This window comes from Amycolatopsis sp. NPDC104775 (assembly GCF_055583325.1).
Genome location: NZ_JBVJOE010000001.1, coordinates 557,167 through 574,069, shown reverse-complemented (window position 1 = coordinate 574,069; position 16,903 = coordinate 557,167). Strand labels below are relative to the sequence as shown.

The 16,903-nt window shown below is 69.9% G+C and carries 16 protein-coding genes; 5 read left to right on the top strand and 11 right to left on the bottom strand.

Annotated features, from left to right (window positions below; all coding sequences use genetic code 11):
- Positions 1-194 precede the first annotated feature (194 nt).
- Entirely contained in the window at positions 195-1,052 is an 858-nt protein-coding gene (locus tag ACZ63D_RS02310) for an SDR family oxidoreductase (RefSeq protein WP_465352477.1), read from the top strand.
- A gap of 66 nt (positions 1,053-1,118) precedes the next feature.
- On the opposite strand, the gene ACZ63D_RS02305 is transcribed toward ACZ63D_RS02310, so the two are convergent.
- Genes ACZ63D_RS02305 through ACZ63D_RS02280 form a run of 6 tightly spaced genes read right to left on the bottom strand, consistent with a single transcriptional unit; the run spans position 1,119 to position 8,967 of the window.
- The gene (locus tag ACZ63D_RS02305) at positions 1,119-4,070 is read right to left on the bottom strand and encodes an FAD-binding and (Fe-S)-binding domain-containing protein (RefSeq protein WP_465352476.1); all 2,952 of its coding nucleotides are present in this window, start codon (positions 4,068-4,070) and stop codon (positions 1,119-1,121) included.
- On the bottom strand, positions 4,067-5,179 hold the full coding sequence (locus ACZ63D_RS02300) for an enolase C-terminal domain-like protein (RefSeq protein WP_465352475.1): 1,113 nt from the start codon (positions 5,177-5,179) through the stop codon (positions 4,067-4,069). The genes ACZ63D_RS02305 and ACZ63D_RS02300 overlap by 4 nt, the downstream gene beginning before the upstream one ends.
- On the bottom strand, positions 5,176-6,969 hold the full coding sequence (locus ACZ63D_RS02295; protein WP_465352474.1) for a thiamine pyrophosphate-requiring protein: 1,794 nt from the start codon (positions 6,967-6,969) through the stop codon (positions 5,176-5,178). The genes ACZ63D_RS02300 and ACZ63D_RS02295 overlap by 4 nt, the downstream gene beginning before the upstream one ends.
- A 54-nt stretch (positions 6,970-7,023) precedes the next feature.
- A complete protein-coding gene (locus tag ACZ63D_RS02290) occupies positions 7,024-8,235 on the bottom strand; it encodes a glycoside hydrolase family 15 protein (RefSeq protein ID WP_465352473.1) in 1,212 nt (403 codons plus the stop codon).
- Positions 8,199-8,591, bottom strand: coding sequence for a trehalase-like domain-containing protein (locus ACZ63D_RS02285; RefSeq protein WP_465352472.1), 393 nt, complete (start codon positions 8,589-8,591; stop codon positions 8,199-8,201). Before ACZ63D_RS02285 ends, ACZ63D_RS02290 begins: the two co-directional genes overlap by 37 nt.
- A gap of 40 nt (positions 8,592-8,631) precedes the next feature.
- The gene (locus ACZ63D_RS02280; RefSeq protein ID WP_465352471.1) at positions 8,632-8,967 is read right to left on the bottom strand and encodes a plasmid stabilization protein; all 336 of its coding nucleotides are present in this window, start codon (positions 8,965-8,967) and stop codon (positions 8,632-8,634) included.
- Positions 8,968-9,065: 98 nt separating this feature from the next.
- Between ACZ63D_RS02280 and ACZ63D_RS02275 the strand changes: the two genes are divergently transcribed.
- Positions 9,066-11,012 (top strand): aconitate hydratase, encoded by a 1,947-nt coding sequence (locus tag ACZ63D_RS02275; protein ID WP_465352470.1) that lies wholly within the window; start codon positions 9,066-9,068, stop codon positions 11,010-11,012.
- Here the strand turns inward: ACZ63D_RS02275 and ku are convergent.
- The gene (ku, locus tag ACZ63D_RS02270; RefSeq protein WP_465352469.1) at positions 11,009-11,908 is read right to left on the bottom strand and encodes a non-homologous end joining protein Ku; all 900 of its coding nucleotides are present in this window, start codon (positions 11,906-11,908) and stop codon (positions 11,009-11,011) included. The genes ACZ63D_RS02275 and ku overlap by 4 nt on opposite strands.
- A gap of 97 nt (positions 11,909-12,005) precedes the next feature.
- Here ku and ACZ63D_RS02265 point away from each other — a divergent pair, with 97 nt between their 5' ends.
- Both ACZ63D_RS02265 and ACZ63D_RS02260 read left to right on the top strand, forming a co-directional pair.
- Positions 12,006-12,620, top strand: a complete 615-nt coding sequence (locus ACZ63D_RS02265; RefSeq protein WP_465352468.1) for a DUF47 domain-containing protein — start codon at positions 12,006-12,008, stop codon at positions 12,618-12,620.
- Positions 12,621-13,616, top strand: a complete 996-nt coding sequence (locus ACZ63D_RS02260; protein WP_465352467.1) for an inorganic phosphate transporter — start codon at positions 12,621-12,623, stop codon at positions 13,614-13,616.
- Here ACZ63D_RS02260 and ACZ63D_RS02255 read toward each other — a convergent pair whose 3' ends face one another.
- Genes ACZ63D_RS02255 through ACZ63D_RS02245 form a run of 3 tightly spaced genes read right to left on the bottom strand, consistent with a single transcriptional unit; the run spans position 13,617 to position 15,699 of the window.
- Complete coding sequence (locus ACZ63D_RS02255) at positions 13,617-14,246, bottom strand: phosphoribosyltransferase (protein WP_465352466.1); 630 nt, start codon at positions 14,244-14,246, stop codon at positions 13,617-13,619.
- On the bottom strand, positions 14,243-15,409 hold the full coding sequence (locus tag ACZ63D_RS02250; protein ID WP_465352465.1) for an SDR family oxidoreductase: 1,167 nt from the start codon (positions 15,407-15,409) through the stop codon (positions 14,243-14,245). The genes ACZ63D_RS02255 and ACZ63D_RS02250 overlap by 4 nt, the downstream gene beginning before the upstream one ends.
- On the bottom strand, positions 15,394-15,699 hold the full coding sequence (locus ACZ63D_RS02245) for a DUF3040 domain-containing protein (protein WP_465352464.1): 306 nt from the start codon (positions 15,697-15,699) through the stop codon (positions 15,394-15,396). Before ACZ63D_RS02245 ends, ACZ63D_RS02250 begins: the two co-directional genes overlap by 16 nt.
- Before the next feature lie 177 nt (positions 15,700-15,876).
- On the opposite strand from ACZ63D_RS02245, the gene ACZ63D_RS02240 reads away from it, so the two are divergent.
- Positions 15,877-16,092 carry a hypothetical protein gene (locus tag ACZ63D_RS02240; protein ID WP_465352463.1) on the top strand — a complete coding sequence of 72 codons (216 nt, stop codon included), beginning with the start codon at positions 15,877-15,879 and terminating at the stop codon, positions 16,090-16,092.
- Between the two features lie 133 nt (positions 16,093-16,225).
- Here the strand turns inward: ACZ63D_RS02240 and ACZ63D_RS02235 are convergent, their stop codons facing one another.
- Positions 16,226-16,759, bottom strand: coding sequence for a hypothetical protein (locus ACZ63D_RS02235; RefSeq protein ID WP_465352462.1), 534 nt, complete (start codon positions 16,757-16,759; stop codon positions 16,226-16,228).
- Positions 16,760-16,903: the final 144 nt, after the last annotated feature.

Here is a 16,903-nt window from a genome sequence, read left to right as displayed (position 1 = left end):
TCCCTCCTCCCCCCCCCCCCCCCCCCCCCCCCCCCCCCCCTCCCCCCCCCCCCCCCCCCCCCCCCCCCCCCCCCCCCCCCCCCCCGCCCGATCCTGTCATTGAACCGCTTCTGGGTGAACAGCCGCTGATTTGAACGATCTCGCAGCGGGTAGCCGGAAAGGAACAGAACCGACTTTCCGGGGAGGACACCCGCATGGCCGACCGCATCCGCCCGCCGCAGCAGCAGGAACCGCCGGGCACCACTGAGGACATGGACCCGCGGCCGCGCGATTCGATGGCCGACTACGAGGGCCGCGGCCTGCTGGCCGGAAAGCGCGCGCTGATCACCGGCGGCGACTCCGGCATCGGCCGGGCCGTCGCGATCGCCTTCGCGAAAGAGGGCGCGGACGTCGCCATCTCGTATCTCAACGAGCACGAGGACGCGGAGTACACCGCGGACCGGGTGCGCGCCGAGGGCCGGGAATGCTTGCTGCTTCCGGGCGATCTCGCCGAAGCGAGCCAGTGCCGGGACATCGTCGAGCGCACTCTGTCCGAATTGGACGGTCTCGACATCCTGGTCAACAACGCGGCGACGCAGTGGCCGGTCGACAGTCCGGAGGACCTGACCGAAGAGCAGTGGATGCACACCTTCGACGTGAATCTCCACAGCTACTTCCGGGTGACCGCCGCCGCGCTGCCGCATCTGGGCGACGGGGACGTCATCATCAACACCGGTTCGGTGAACGGCCTGCGCGGCAACAAATCGCTCATCGACTATTCGGCGACGAAGGGCGCGATCCACGCCTGGACGTACTCGATGGCGCAGGCGCTCGCCGACCGGGGGATCCGGGTGAACTGCGTCGCGCCGGGTCCGGTGTGGACGCCGCTGATCCCGTCGACGTTCCCGCCGGAGAAGGTGGAGAAGTTCGGCTTGCAGGTGCCGTTGGAAAAGGCGGCGCATCCGGACGATATCGCGCCGTCGTATGTGTTTCTCGCTTCGAACCGGCTTTCGTCGTACTACAGCGGCGAGGTGATGGCCGCTCTCGGCGGCGAAACCGTTCCGGGCGGATAACCGCGGTTCGGTCCGTGAGGGGAACCCTGAGGGAATCAGATTCCCTCAGGGTTCCCTCACGGACGATCACCGGTTTTCCGAGTCGAGCCCGGCGGCGAGCAGTTCGGCGAGATGGATGCCCTCGCGTCCGCCGCTGTCCAGTTCGTGCAGCTGGGTCCGGCAGCTGAACCCGTCGGCCAGCACCGCTGTCCGCCGGTCCGCCTGCCGGACCCGGGGGAGCAGCACCCGTTCCGCGCAGGCCTTGCTGACCTCCAGGTGCCCTCGCTCGAAGCCGAAATTCCCGGCCAGGCCGCAACATCCCGAATCGAGCCGTTCGACGTCCACCCCGGCCGCCTCGAGGAGTTCGCGATCCGCGTCCCAGCCCAGCACCGCGTGCTGATGGCAATGCACCTGGGCCAGCGCGTGCCCGGGAATCCGCGGCGGCCGGTACCCGGGGGAGTGCCGGGTCAGCAGTTCCGCGAGCGTCACGGCCTGGTTCCGCAGCCGCCGGACGTCGTGGTCACCGGGGAACAACTCCGCCGCGTCGGAGCGGAACACCGCAGTACAGCTGGGTTCCAGGCCCAGCACGAGCCCGCCGTCCCGCAGATGCGCGGCCAGCTTGCGCACGGTGCGGGTCAGCACCCGTTTCGCGATTCCCAGCTGGCCGGTGGAGATCCAGGTCAAACCGCAGCACGCGGACGGCTCCGGCAGCGTTACGCGCCAGCCCGCGTCCTCCAGCACCCGCACGGCCGCCTCGGCGACGTGCGGATGGAAGTAGGACGTGAACGTGTCCGGCCACAGCATCACCGTTCCGCGCGCGCCCGTCCCGGACGGTTGACGCCGGGCGAACCATCGAGGCAGCGGTTTCGGGGCGAAGCGGGGGATTTCGCGGTGCTCGACCCCGGCGGCCCGCGTCGCGAAGGGGGTTTTGCCCAGCAGGTTCACCAGCCAGGCCGTGCGCGTCTTCGCGACCAGCCGCGCGACGAGTGGAAGCCAGCCCATGCTGAAATCCGACCGCGGCCGTTTCCAGGGGCGGCCCTCGTAGTGATGGGCGAGGAATTCCGCCTTGTAGGTGGCCATGTCCACGTCGGCCGGACAGTCGGATTTGCAGCCCTTGCAGGAAAGGCACAGATCGAGCGCCTCGCGGACTTCGGTGGAGCGCCAGCCGTCGGAAATCGGGCTGTCGTGGTGCCCGTTGAGCATTTCGAACAGCAGCCGGGCGCGGCCGCGCGTGGAGTATCCCTCCTCGCCGGTGATCTGGTACGACGGGCACATCACGTCACCGTTGTCCGAAGTGGACTGACGGCAGCGGCCGACGCCGACGCAGCGGTTGGCGGCCTGGGAGAACGAGCCGCCGTCGTGCGGGAAGCGGAAGTAGAGGTCCTGCGGCTCGGCGGGGGACCACGAGCCGCCGAGCCGCAGGTTTTCGTCCAGCGCGTACGGCGCGACGACCTTGCCGGGATTCATCCGGTCCGCCGGGTCGAAGATCGCCTTGAGCTGGCCGAAAGCGGTGACCAGGTCGGTGCCGAACATCCGCGGCAGCAGTTCGCCGCGGCTCTGCCCGTCGCCGTGCTCGCCGGAGAACGAGCCGCCGAACTCCGCGACCAGGTCGGCGGCCCGTTCCATGAACTTCCGGTAGGTCGCGACGCCGGACGCGGTGTAGAGATCGAACGGGATCCGCGTGTGCACGCAGCCCTGGCCGAAGTGGCCGTACAGGCTCGGCCCGGTTTCGTCGGTGTAGCCGAATTCCTCGTACAGCGCGTCCAGCCGCCGGAGGTAGTCTCCAAGTTTTTCCGGCGCTACGGCGGAGTCTTCCCAGCCCTCGTAGGTGTCCCGTTCGCCGGGGACGTGCGCGGTCGCGCCGAGCCCGGCCTCGCGGACCTGCCAGAGCTCGGCTTCCTTGGCCGGATCGTCGAGGAAAGCGACCTCGGCGCCCTCGATGGAGTCGAGCAGCCCGCGAGCCTGGTTCTCGGCCTCTTCGAGCGTTTTTCCCCCGAACTGGACCATCAGGAACGCCCGGCCGCGCGGCAGTTCTTCGCGGGCTTTCTCGTTGAGGTGCTTGAGCCGTTCGTCGTAGAGAAGCCGGTGATCGACGCCTTCGAGCGCGATCGGCTCGTGCGGCAGGACGTCCGGCACCGCGTCGGCGGCGGTCGCGATGTCCGGGTAGCCGAGCACGACCATCGCGCGCTCCGGCAGCACCGGGACCAGGTTCAGTTCCGCGCGCAGGACGGTGACCAGCGTCGATTCGCTGCCGACCAGCAGCCCGGCGACGTCGAAGCCGTGTTCGGGCAGCAGCGAGTCGAGGTTGTAGCCCGACACCCGGCGCGGGATGTCCGGGAAGCGGCGGCGGATCTCGTCGGCGTACTCGTCGCGCAGGCGGTGCAACTGCCGGTACACCGCGGCGCGGCGGTCGCCGTGGTGCTCGATCTCGGCGTACTCCTCGTCGCTGGTTTTCCCGCACCAGAACCGGGTTCCGTCCGCCAGCAGCACTTCGAGTGCCACGATGTTGTCGACGACCTTGCCGGTGCGCTGTGCGGTCGCGCCGCAGGAGTTGTTGCCGATCATGCCCCCGAGGGTGCAGTTCATGTGCGTGGCGGGCTCGGGGCCGAACCGGAGCCCGGTGTCGGCGAGCTGCCGGTTGAGGTCTTCCAGCACGATGCCCGGCTGCACGACGCAGGTGCGGCGCTCGGCGTCCACGGATTCCAGCTCGGAACAGTACTTCGACCAGTCGAGCACGACCGCGGTGTTGGTGCACTGGCCGGCGAGGCTCGTCCCGCCGCCGCGCGAGAGCACCGGCGCGCCGAATTCCCTCGCCACAGCCAGCGCCTCGACGGCGTCGTCGGGGGAGCGGGGCATCACGACGCCGAGCGGGACCTGGCGGAAATTCGACGCGTCGGTGGAGTAGGCGGCGCGGCTGCCGTCGTCGAAGCGGACCTCGCCCTCGACGCGCTCGCGCAGGGCGGCGGCAAGGGCTTCGGTATCGATCTCGGCGGGTTCCGGCACGCGAACAACGGGGTTGGGGAGTTCAGCGGTGCTCATCGGCCCTCCTTGACCGCATACTCGGCGGCCGCGTCCGCGTGCAGCCGCAGGCCGTGCCCGGCAGTGGACATCGACGGAGCGACCCGGCCGCCGCTCGGGTCGAGGCCGCCGTAGAACAGTTCCCGTTCGATCCGGTCGTGGTCGGCGAACCATTCGATGTGCCGGAAGTTCGGCGTCGCCGCGGCCGCGTGCGCGGACAGGTTCGGCGCGCAATGTGCGGAAACCTCGCGGTTAGCGGCAGCGGCAAGGGCGGCGACGCGACGCCATTCGGTGTACCCGCCGCACCGCGTCACGTCGACCTGGAGACAGTCGACGGAGGGGAGCATCCGGGCGAAATACGGCAGGTCGTAGCCGTACTCCCCGGCGGCGATGTCCGGCCCGTCGGGCGCGCGCAACTGCGCGAGCCCGGGCAGATCGTCGCTGGACACCGGCTCTTCGAACCAGGTGACGCCGAATTCCCGCAGAGTGTCGGCGATCCGGCGAGCCCGGCCGACCGAATAGCCGCCGTTCGCGTCGACGTACAGCGCGGCGTCGTCCCCGATCGTCTCCCGGGCCAGCCGGACCCGGCCGATGTCGCGGGCGACCGCGGAACCCCAGGACTCGCCGATCTTGATCTTCACCCGCGGAATGCGCTGCTTGCGCACCCAGTGGTCCAGCTGCGCGGCCAGTTCGTCGTCGTCCTGCGAAGTGAAACCGCCGCTGCCGTACACGTCGACCTCGTCGTGCACCCGGCCGAGCAGGCGGCTCACCGGAACGTCGAGCAGCCGCGCGGCCGCGTCCCAGATCGCGATGTCCACAGCGGACAGTGCACAAGAGACTAAACCGGCGCGGCCGAGGTTCCGGATCGCGTGCTGCATCGCGGTCCAGCACGCGGGCGGGTCCAGGACCGGCTTTCCCTCTAGCGCCGAGGCCAGTTTGCCCTCGATCAGCGGGACGCAGGAGAAATCCGCGTACGTCCAGCCGAGCCCGTCGGTGTCGCCGGCCCGCACCCTGGCCACGATGAGCGTCGTGGAATCCCAGGCGAGCGTGCCGTCGGCCTCCGGCGAAGGAGTCGGCACCCGGTAGGCGCGCGCGTCGACGCGTTCGATGTGCGGGGCGGCGACGGTCACCGCGACCGTCCGGGCAGGAACTCCTGCAGCTTCGTCTTCGCGCCCTGGAACATCAGGTGGAACGCTTCGGGATCGCCCTTGAGCACCGACTCGGTCACCGATTTCATCTGCTCGAACGTCGCGTGCGGCGGAATCGGCGGGACTTCGGCGTCGCAGCGCACGTCCAGCACGGCCGGCCGGTCCGCGGCGAGCGCGGTCCGCCAGGCCGACGCGAGGTCGCCCGGATCGTCGACGTTGATCCCTTCGAGGCCGACACTGCGGGCGAATCCGGCGTAGTCGACGTCCGGCAGCGATTGCGATTCCTCGAACTTCGGCGCGCCGCCCATCGCGCGCAGTTCCCAGGTGACCTGGTTCAGGTCGTTGTTGTGGAAGACGCAGACGATGCACCGAGGATCCGACCACAAGCCCTGGTAACGGGCGATGGTGATCAGCTCGGCCATGCCGTTCATCTGCATCGCCCCGTCGCCGACCAGCGCGATCGCGGGCCGGTCGGGATGCGCGAACTTGGCGCCGATGGCGTAGGGCACGCCGGGGCCCATCGTCGCGAGCGTGCCGGACAGCGTGCTGCGGATGCCGTCGCGGATCCGGAGGTTGCGCGCGTACCAGTTGGTCGACGAGCCGGAATCGGCGGTGACCATCGCGTTGCCCGGGATCTGCTGGGAGAGCTCGTGCACGATCCGCATCGGGTTGACCGGTTTCGCGTCCACCGCGGCTTGCTGGTCCATGGTGGTCCACCAGTCCGCGACGTTCTTCTCGATTTTCTCGCGCCACGAACGGTTTTCCGTCCGGCTCAGCTTCGGGATCAGCGCGCGCAGGGTCGCCGCCGCGTCACCCACGAGGTTGACCTCGGTGGGGTAGCGCATGCCGATGAACCGGCCGTCGATGTCGATCTGCACCGCGCGCGCCTGGCCGTACTCCGGAAGGAACTGGCTGTACGGGAAATTGGAGCCGACGATCAGCAGCGTGTCGCAGTCGCGCATCATCTCGTAGCTCGGCCGGGTGCCGAGCAATCCGATCGAGCCGGTCACGTAAGGCAGGTCGTCCGGAAGAACGTCCTTGCCCAGCAACGCCTTCGCCACTCCGGCCCCGGTGAGGTCCGCGACCTGCTTCACCTCGTCGGCCGCCTTGCGGGCGCCCTGCCCGACGAGGATCGCGACCTTCTCCCCGGCGTTGAGCACGTCGGCCGCCTCGCTGATGGCGGGTTCGGGCGGCACCGGATTCGGCCACGCGGTCCCGGGCGGGCTCGACGGCATCTGCTTGAACGCGTGCTGCGGCGGCTGGTACGGCTCTTCCTGCAGGTCCGCCGGGATGATCAGCGCGGTCGGCGTGCGCGAGGCCTGCGCCACCCGGAACGCGCGGTCGAGCGCGTTGGGCAGCTGCTCGGCGACGTTCACCTCGATGCAGTACTCGTTCGCGACATCCCGGTACAGCGCTTGGAGCTCGACCTCCTGCTGGTAGCTGCCGCCCATCGCGGTGCGCGCGGTCTGCCCGACGATCGCCACGACCGGCACGTGGTCGAGTTTCGCGTCGTAAAGCCCGTTGAGCAGGTGGATCGCGCCGGGCCCGGAGGTCGCCATGCACACGCCGACGGCACCGCTGAACTTCGCGTAGCCGACCGCGGAGAAGGCGGCCATTTCCTCGTGCCGGGCCTGGACGAACCGCGGCTGGTTGTCCGCCTTGCCGAAGGAGGCGACGAGACCGTTGATCCCGTCCCCGGGGTACGCGAACACCTGTTCCACGCCCCAGTCACGCAGCCGCGAAAGCAGGTAGTCGCCGACGGTCTCGGTCATGACAAGTCCTCCCGTGCGTTGAGTTCTTCCCCGGCTACCCGGTGGTCTGGGGCACTACACGTCGTGCCGCAGCCCCTGTTCGTGCCCGCTGGCGTTCGTGGTGGTTTCCGCGCCGTCGAGGTGGCGCGCGGTGTTGACGAGCCCGACCATGGTGAAGGCCTGCGGCATGTTCCCGAGCTGCCGTCCGGCGGCGACGTCGTATTCCTCGCTCAGCAGCCCGACGTCGTTGCGGACGGCCAGCATCCGCTCGAAAACCTCGACCGCTTCCTCGGTGCGGCCGGTGCCGTGCAAGGCGTCGGCGAGCCAGAAACTGCATGGCAGGAACGCGCCTTCGCCGCCTTGCAATTCGCCCTGCCCGGAATCGGCGTCCGGATCGTAACGATGGACGAATCCGTCTCGCGACAGCTCTTTCCGTACCGCGTCGACGGTTCCGCGGACCCGAGGGTCGCTTGCCGGAAGGAAGCCGACGCGAGGGATCAGCAGCAAGGCCGCGTCGAGGCCGTGCGAGCCGTAGAACTGGGTGAAAGTGTTGCGGTCGGCGTCGTAGCCTTCGCGGCAGACTTCCTCGTGGATCCGGTCGCGCAGCGCGCGCCAGCGGTCGACCGGGCCGTCGAGCTGGTGCCGTTCCACTGTCCGGACCGCGCGGTCTATGCCCGCCCACGCCATTACCTTGGAATGCACGAAATGACGCGGTTCGCCGCGTACTTCCCACAGGCTCCGGTCGGGCTGATCCCAATAGCCTTCGAGGAAATCGAGCAGCCCGCGTTGCAGGTCCCACGCCGGATGCGTCACCGGAAGCCCGGCCTCGCGGACGAGATGCAGGCCGTCGATCGTTTCGCCCCACACGTCGAGCTGGACCTGACCCGCGGCGGCGTTCCCGATGCGCACCGGGGTCGAACCGGCGTAACCGACCAGCAAGTCCAAAGTGGACTCAGGCGCCCGGCGGGAACCGTCCAGTCCATAAAGGACCTGGAGTTCGGCCGGATTTCCGGCGGCGGCGCGCACCAGCCATTCGCGCCACGCCTTCGCTTCGTCGGGATAGCCGGTGCCCACGAGCGCTTGCAGGTGCGCCAGCGCTTTCTCGGCGTCCGTCGGATCGGGCCGCTCGCGGTAGGACGCGTGGTAGGTGAGCACGAACGGCACTCGCTCGCCCTCAGCGACGGTGAACGCGGCGTCGCCCTCGGCCGACACCTCGACCGGCGTGGTCAGCCGAACCGCGTCGGGACCCGCTACTGCGTCGAAACGGCCGTCGACATGCCGGACCACGGCCGCACTGAGCCGTAGTCGAACCGCGGCCGGAGGCAATTCCGCATCGGCACCCGGCCGCGCAATCCCTCGACGATCCGGACGAGATCAGCCGCCCCGTCCCGCGGCGGCATGAAGTCGAGCACCCGCACGGCACCGTCGGCGGTCTCCCATTCGCTGGCCAGGACCAGGGAATCGCCGACGTAACCTCGGCGCGTCGCCGACCCGCCCGCCGCAAGCCCTAGTTGCCAGACCCCCGCGCGTTTGTCGTGCAGAAGCGCGGCGAAACACGCGGGGGAGTCGAAGCGCGGCAGACAGAGCCACTCGACCGCACCTTCCCGTGACGCCAACGCCGCGGTGTGCAGGTCGCCGAGCAAGGCGTAATCCTCGATCGGGCGCTGGTTCGTCGCGTCCGGATCAGTCGCGGCCGAGCGCCTTCGCCAGTTCCTTCTTGTTCATCGTGGACCGGCCGTGGATATTGCGCTTCTTCGCCTCGTTGTACAGCTGGTCGCGCGTCGGGCCGCCGGGGCCGAGCCGCTTGCCGGAACGGTGCCCGCCGCGCTTCTGCGGCGATTTGTCCTGGACCGAACTCTTGCTCGCCTGGTCCGATTCGCCCGACTGCGCCCGGTTCTTGTTCACCGTGCGGGCGGCGATCTCCTTCGCGCGCTTCTTGCTCGCGCCGCGCTCTTCCTGCGACTCCTCGATGTGCTGGTACTGCCGTTCGCGTTTCGAACTCCAAGCCTGCTGCGGCATCCCAGTCTCCTTCCGCCGTTCTTGATCCCCGGGTTGCCCGCGCGCGGGAGGGGGAAACATCGCGGTTCGCCGAGCCGGAAACGGGTACCCGCTCGCGAGTGGGACGCGAACAGACTCTCGCCGGGCGGCTGCTGGCCGAGCACCTGGTCGCCGGCCGGCTCGAACCAGGGACCGAGATCGGCCTGCGGGTCGACCAGACGCTGACCCAGGACGCCACGGGCACGCTGGTGATGCAGGAGCTGGAGGCGCTCGGGCTCGACCGGGCGCGCACCGAGCTGAGCGTGCAGTACGTCGACCACAACCTGCTGCAGGCGGACGAGAAGAACGCCGAGGACCACGCGTATCTGCGCTCGGCTTGCCGCCGGTTCGGGCTGTGGTTTTCCAAAGCGGGCAACGGGGTTTCGCATCCGACGCACATGGAGCGTTTCGGCGTGCCCGGCAAGAGCCTCGCCGGCTCCGATTCGCACACCTGCGCGGCAGGGGCGCTGGGCATGCTCGCCGTGGGCGTCGGCGGGCTCGAAGTGGCGCTGGCGATCGCCGGGGAGCCGCTCTACCTGCGGATGCCGGAGATCTGGGGCGTCCGGCTGCGCAACGAGCTGCCGCCGTGGGTGTCGGCGAAGGACGTCGTGCTGGAGATGCTGCGGCGGCACGGGGTGAGCGGCGGACGGCACCGGATCATCGAGTACCACGGGCCGGGGCTGGCCTGCCTGCGCGCGATGGACCGGCACGTGATCGCCAACATGGGCGCCGAGCTGGGCGCGACCGCGACGGTGTTCCCGGCCGACGAGGCGATCCGCGTGTTCCTGCGGGCCGAGGGGCGCGAACACGACTTCCGCGACCTGCGGGCCGGACGCGACGCTTCCTACGACGTCGAAGACGAGATCGATCTGTCCACTGTGGAGCCGCTGGTGGCGAAACCGTCGTCGCCGGGCAACGTGGTGCCGGTGCGGGAGGCGGCCGGAACGCCGGTGGGGCAGGTCGTGCTCGGTTCGTCGGCCAACCCCGGGTTCCGGGACTTCGCCGTCGCCGCGGCGACCGTCCGGGGCAGGCAGACGGCCGATTCGGTCAGCTTCGACGTCAACCCGACGTCGCGGCAGATCCTCGTCGAACTGGCTCGCAGCGGACATCTCACCGACCTCGTCGCGGCGGGAGCGCGGGTGCACCAGGCGGGCTGCCTCGGCTGCATCGGGATGGGCCAGGCGCCCGCGCCCGGCACGAACTCGCTGCGCACCTTCCCGCGGAACTTCCCCGGCCGGTCGGGCACCGCGGACGATTCCGTCTGGCTGTGCTCGCCCGAGACCGCCGCGGTGTCGGCGCTGACTGGCGAGCTGACCGATCCGCGCGACTACGCGACCGCGCACCATCTCGCGTATCCGCGCGTCACCGGGCCAGCCCGTTCGGCCGCCGACCCGCGCGTTTTCACCGCGCCGCTGCCCGAGGACGAGGCGCTGCGGGAAGAACTGGTGAAGGGACCGAACGTCGCCGGACTGCCGGACTTCGACCCGCTGCCGGACGAGATCGAGGGGCCGGTCCTGCTGAAAGCCGGGGACGACGTGTCGACCGACGAGATCTCGCCCGCGGGCGCCCGCGCACTGCCGTACCGCTCGAACATCCCGAAACTGGCCGAGTTCACCTTCACCCGGATCGACGAGGACTACCCGAAGCGCGCGGGCTCGCCGCACTTCGTGGTGGCGGGGGAGAACTACGGCCAGGGCTCGTCGCGCGAGCACGCCGCGATCACCGCCCGGTACCTCGGCCTGCGGGTGGTGCTCGCCCGGTCGTTCGCCCGGATCCACTGGCAGAACCTGGTCAACTTCGGCGTGCTGCCGCTGGAATTCGCCGACGCGGAGGACAGCGAGAAGATCCAGCGCGACGACGTGCTGTCCGTGTCCGGGCTGCATCGGCTGGCCGAGACGGGGGAGCTCACCGTCCGCAACCAGACCCGGGACGAGGAATACCGCGCGGCGCATCACTTGTCGCCTCGCCAGATCGATGTCCTCCTGGCGGGCGGGCGGATTCCGCAGCTGGCGCGGGCGCTGAGCTAGGAAGCTTTCAACGCGGCTTCCAGATCGGCGCGGGACATCTTCGACCGGCCCTTGACGTCGCGTTCCTTCGCGAGCTTCTGCAGCTCCGTCTTGGACAGTTCGGACAGATCCGGGGTGCGCGGCTTGCGGCTGCTGCGCACGCTGTTGGCCAGCGCCTCCATGAGGTCGACCACCTTCGTCGGCTGCTCCGGCTCGGCGGCGGGCGTGACGGTGTTCCCGGCTCGCTTCGCCTCGATCAGCTCGTCCACCCGCTGGCGGTAGGTGTCGTGGAATTCTTCGGGCTTCCACGGCTCGGACATCGCGTCGATCAGCTTGACCGCCAGGTCCAGTTCCTTCTGGTTGGTCTTCGCCTTCGCCGGGAGCTGTGGCACGTCTTCCATACTGCGCACCTCGGCGGCGTAATGCAGCGTGTTGAGCACGATCACGCCGTCTCCGGCGCGGGCGAGCGCGAGGTGTTCGCGGCCGTGGAAGACGAACTTCGCGACGGCTGCCTTGTCCCGGCGGGCGAGCGCGTCGAGCAGCAGCACGTACGGCCGTTGTGATTCCTCCTTGGCGGGCGCCAGCCAGTAGGCGCGGTCGAAGTACATCGGGTCGACTTCCTCGAGGTCCACGAAGCTCTCCACCTCGAGCGACCGCGACCGGCCCGGCGCGATCTCGTCCAGTTCCTCCTGCTCGACCAGCACGTACTCGTCGTCGCCGACCTCGCGGCCGCGGACGATGTCGTCGTAGGGCACCTCGTCGCCGGTCCGCTCGTTGACCCGCCGGTAGCGGATCCGGTCCCGGGTCCCGCGCTGGAACTGGGTGAAGTGCACGGCGTGGTCCTCGACCGCTTTGTACATCCGCACCGGGACGTTGACCAGCCCGAACGACAGCGCTCCCTGCCACACCGGACGCATCGGCAGCTCCCTCCTGTTGCCCGCCGGGTACCCGATCCGGGCTTCCGGCACACGGCGCCGGTGTAACCGAATGGGATTCGGGGTAGCTTCTGCTCCGATGCGCATAAAACCTCGCGGAAGCCAGTTCTTCCAGCTGCTCGCGGACGCGGCCGCGAACCTCGTCACCGCCACCGCGCTGCTGCGGGACCTCACCGAAGCGGCCCCGCCGGACCGGGAGGCCATCGCGGCCCGGCTGCACGAGGTCGAACACGCCGGCGACGACCTGACGCACACCATCATGGTCGAGCTGAACAGCACGTTCGTCACCCCGTTCGACCGCGAGGACATCCAGGCGCTGGCCGCGCGGATCGACGACGTCCTGGACTTCCTCGACACCGCCGCCGACCTCGCGGTGCTGTACCGGCTCGAGAAGTTCCCGCCCGGCACCGCCGGGATGCTGCGCGTGCTCTGCCGCGCCGCGGAGCTGACCGCGGAAGCGATGCCGGGGCTGGCGAAGGTCGGCGAGCTGTCGCCGTACTGGATCGAGGTCAACGCGCTGGAGAACGAGGCCGACCACACCTACCGGCGGATGCTCGCCGACCTGTTCCAGCCCGGCGCCGACGCGCTCGAAGTGCTCAAGGCGAAGGAAGTCGTCGAACAGTTCGAACTGGCCGCCGACGGGTTCGAGCACGTCGCGGACGTGGTGCAGACCATCGCGGTCAAGGAGTCCTGAGTGGACAGCACCGCCGCGCTGGTCGCCGTCGTGGTGCTGACGGTCTTCTTCGACTACACCAACGGCTTCCACGACGCGGCGAACGCGATCGCCAGCGCGGTGTCCACGCGGGCGCTCCCGCTGCGCACCGCGCTCGTGCTGGCCGCGGTGATGAACCTGGCCGGAGCCCTGCTGTCGACCGGGATCGCCGCGACCGTCGCGAAAGGAATCATCGACGTCCCGGCCGGCCCTGGCGCGCTGACCGTGGTGCTCGCCGCGCTCGTCGGCGCGATCGCCTGGAACCTCGTGACCTGGTATTTCGGCCTGCCGTCCTCGTCGTCGCATTCGCTGATCGGCGGCATGGTCGGGGCCGCGCTGGCCGCGGCGAGCACCGTGCACTGGACCGGCATCGCGGAGAAAGTGCTGGTGCCGATGGTCGCGTCGCCGCTGCTCGGGCTCGTGCTCGGGTACGTGGCGATGGTGGCCGTGCTGTGGCTGCTGCGGCGGCGGAATCCGCACCGCAGCGGCCGGGTGTTCCGGCGGCTGCAGATCGTGTCGGCCTCGGCGCTGGCGCTCGGGCACGGGTTGCAGGACGCGCAGAAGGGGATGGGCGTGCTCGTCCTGGCGCTGATCGCGGCGGGCAAGCAGAACACGTTCTCGGTGCCCCTGTGGGTGACGCTGGTGTGCGCCGGGGCGTTGTCGCTCGGCACCTGCTCGGGTGGCATGCGGATCATGCGGACGCTCGGCCGCCGCGTGTTCCCGCTCGATCCGCCGCACGGGTTCGTCGCCGAATCGGTCGGGGCCTCGGTGCTGTACTTGACCGCCTTCGCGGTGAAGGCGCCGATTTCGACCACCCACGTGATCACCGCGGCGGTGATGGGGGTCGGCGCGACGCGGCGGCTTTCGGCGGTGCGATGGGGAATCGCGCGGGACATCGTGCTCGGGTGGGTCCTCACGTTCCCCGCGGCGGCGGGAGTTTCCGCGCTGGCTTTCTGGCTGCTGTCGCAGTTCGGCTGATCACCTGGACACCAGGGCGAGCACTTCCTCGTCGCTGGTCGGGCCGAAATCCGCATAGAACTCGCCGACCGCGCGGAACTCCTCCGGCTCCCGGAGGCAGATCACCTCGTCCGCCTCGCGAGCGAGCTTGTCCAGCGCGGACGGTGCGCCGACCGGAGCGGCGAAGACAAGCCGCGACGGCGCGTGCGACCGGAGCGCGCGCAGCGCGGCGATCGCGGTCCCGCCGGTGGCCACCCCGTCGTCGACCACCACGACCTCACGGCCTGCCGGGGAGCGCGGGACGCGCTCGCCCAGATAGCGGCGGACCTGGTCGCGGGCTTCGGAACGGGCGTGTTCGACCTGACGGGTGACGTCGTCCGGTGTCAATCCGAGTGCGCGAAGCCCGGCTCGGTCGAAGTACGGCGGCCCGTCCGCCGCGACGGCGCCGAGCCCGAGTTCCGGTTGTCCCGGTGCCCCGATCTTGCGGACGACCAGCAGTTCCAGCGGCGCGTCCAGCGCTCGGGCAACCGGGGCCGCGACCGGCAGCCCGCCGCGGACGAGCCCGAAGACGACCGGGTCGGCCCACGTCCGGCAGGCGAGCGCGGCGGCGAGCCGGGCACCCGCTTCGGCGCGGTTACGGAACGGTCTCACCGGCGGGTTTTCTTGGCCGCTCGGCGGAGCCGAGTGTCCTTTCCGGACTTCCGGTTCAGCACTTTCCCGGCGAGGGCCAGGCCAGCCGCTACCTTGCCGAGGCTTGGCTGGCGGCTTTTCGGCTGGTGGCTTTCGGCTTCCTTCCGGTCGTCCTTTGTGGACTTCAAGCTGCGGCGCAACAGCTCCCCGGCCCCGAGAACGGCTGCGGTCAGCCCGGCCGCGACCGCGCCGTGATGACGGCTGAGCACCGGCTGGGGGTCCCGCGCCTTCGCTTGCTGGTCGAACTCCCCGTGCGCGCCGTAGTCGGATCCGCGCGGGCCGTCCGCGGGCTCCCACAGGTTCGCGGGCTGGCTCGGCGGCTGCGGTTGCCCGGTTTGCTGCGCGCCGAAGCCGGTGCGGGCGAGGTACCGGTCGAGCAACCCGGGCGCGACGGCGTTGGCCAGAAGGGTCGCGGCGGTGCTCGTGCCGACCCAGTACTCACGGCGGCGCGGGTGGTCGGCGGCGTGCAGCACTGCACGCGCGGCGAGTTCGGGCTGGTAGATCGGCGGCACCGGCTGGGCGTGCTCGGGCAGCCGGGACAGCAGCCAGCTGAACTGCGGCGTGTTGACCGCGGGCAGCTGCACCATGGTCGTGCGGATTCCGCTGTGCTCGTGGAGAAGTTCGCAGCGAAGCGCTTCGTTGAAGCCCTGGATCGCGTGCTTGGCCCCGCAGTATGCGCTCTGCAGCGGGATTCCGCGGTACGCGAGCGCCGAGCCGACCTGGACGATCGTGCCGGTGTCCCGGGGCCGCATGCGTTCGAGAGCGGCCATCGTGCCGTACACGAAACCGAGATAAGTGACCTCGGTGACGCGGCGGTATTCGCCGGGTTTGACGTCGGCGAACCGGGCGAACACCGAGCTGAACGCGACGTTGACCCAGACGTCGATCGGCCCTAGCTCGTCCTCGGTGCGGGTCGCGGCGGCGTCGACCTGGGCGAAATCGGCCACGTCAGCAGGCAGTTCGAGCGGCGTGCCCCCGGCCTCCCGGACGTCCTCCGCCGCGGCGGCGAGCCCCTTCTCGCCGCGCGCCAGCAAGGCGACTTTCGCGCCGCGGCTTCCGTAAGCGCGGGCGACGGCCCGGCCCACTCCGGCGCTGGCTCCGGTCACGACTACGACGGGCGGCATGGAAATCCTTTCCCCGGACCAGGAGTCCGGCGGGTCGGCGGACGCAGACACTCCTGGCGGGCGACGTGCCCGCACACCGCGACCGCGACCAGCGCGAAGCCGAGCAGCGCGAGCGGTACCTCCGGCGGAAAGGCGATCCCGCGGGCAACGAACCCCGCCGCGACCGCGGTCAGCGTCCAGCACGCCGACTGGCCGAAGGCACGCCGCAGCCACAGCGCGTCGGCCGCGAGAAGCTCGCGCTCTCTCGACCTCAGCGCCCTCTGGGGACCGGGCTGCCGGTGCGCGGCCATCGCCTGCTCCCTTCCGCCTCGCAGCTCGCTTACCCGCTCCTGGCCAGGCCAAACGAGAACGGCGGAAGCGTCCGGTTTGCTCCGGAAGGCCACGGGTAACCGGGCGGGACGGGGCGCGATCGCTGACGTCGCCGATCATCGGCGGACACCGCCGGACTTCGCCGGAAGGAGCACGAGATGAGCAGGCTGCTGGTCGACCCGGAAAGCGCGACTGTCCCTTGTGGACAGTGCGGCCGCGAGGCGGTGCACGTGGGCAGGCTGGTCCAGGAGGACGGGACGCCGGTGAGCCACGCGGTGGTGTGCACGGTGTGCCGCGCGCACCGGCCGGGGCCCGGGCTGGGAGAAACCCGGATGCCTCGGCTGGCGGTGCTTACGCGGCCCTCCGCGGGATGATCCTGGTGTCGTCGCCGTGAGGCTGGCAAGGCCGTGAAGGGCTCCTTGAAGGAATCTGATTCCTTCAAGGAGCCCTTCATAGACATTGGCCTGGGCCCGCTTCGGCCCCGAAACCCAGGCGGCCGTGGTCCGCTCAGTCGATGCCGAGCACGGACTCCGCGGTGGTCCAGTTGGTGAGCATGGCGTGCTGCGCGTCGGCGAGGGTGGCCTTCCCCGCGCACACCGCCTTCTTGACCGCGTTTTCGACGGAATCCTTGCTGTAGGAGTTCTGGTCGCCGTCGTGCGGTTCGGGCCAGAGGTTCTTCGGATCCTTCGGCGCGCCGCCGAGTTCGAGCGGCAGGAAGTGGTCCTCCTCGTACGAGCTGAGCGAGGTGTCGGAGTAGCCGTAGTCGATGATGCCCTGCTTCTTGAGCTTGTTGGTGTAGGTCGTCGAGGGCCGGATCGTGGCCGTCCAGCCGGGGACGCAAATCGTGTCGTCGATGGTGTCCTGGGTGACGTCCGGGTTGGTCGCGCCGGGCGTGCAGACCGGATCGGGCAGCGGAAGATAGGACTGCGAGCACTTCGCGGCGAGAGAATGCGGGACGGCGGCGTTCGCGGCGGGCGCGACCAGCACGAGCGAACCGGCCAGAACGACGGCGGGCGCGGCGAAACGGGCAAGTCGGGACATGGAAATCTCCTCCCAGGAATACGGTCGCGCCAGCCTCCGCCGGGACCGGGCGATCGCACTACCTACCTTCGAAGGAATGCGTGAAGAATTAACCGGGTGCTCAACTTGTCGGCCGACAAAATGCACAAGGTGGACGCAATTCGC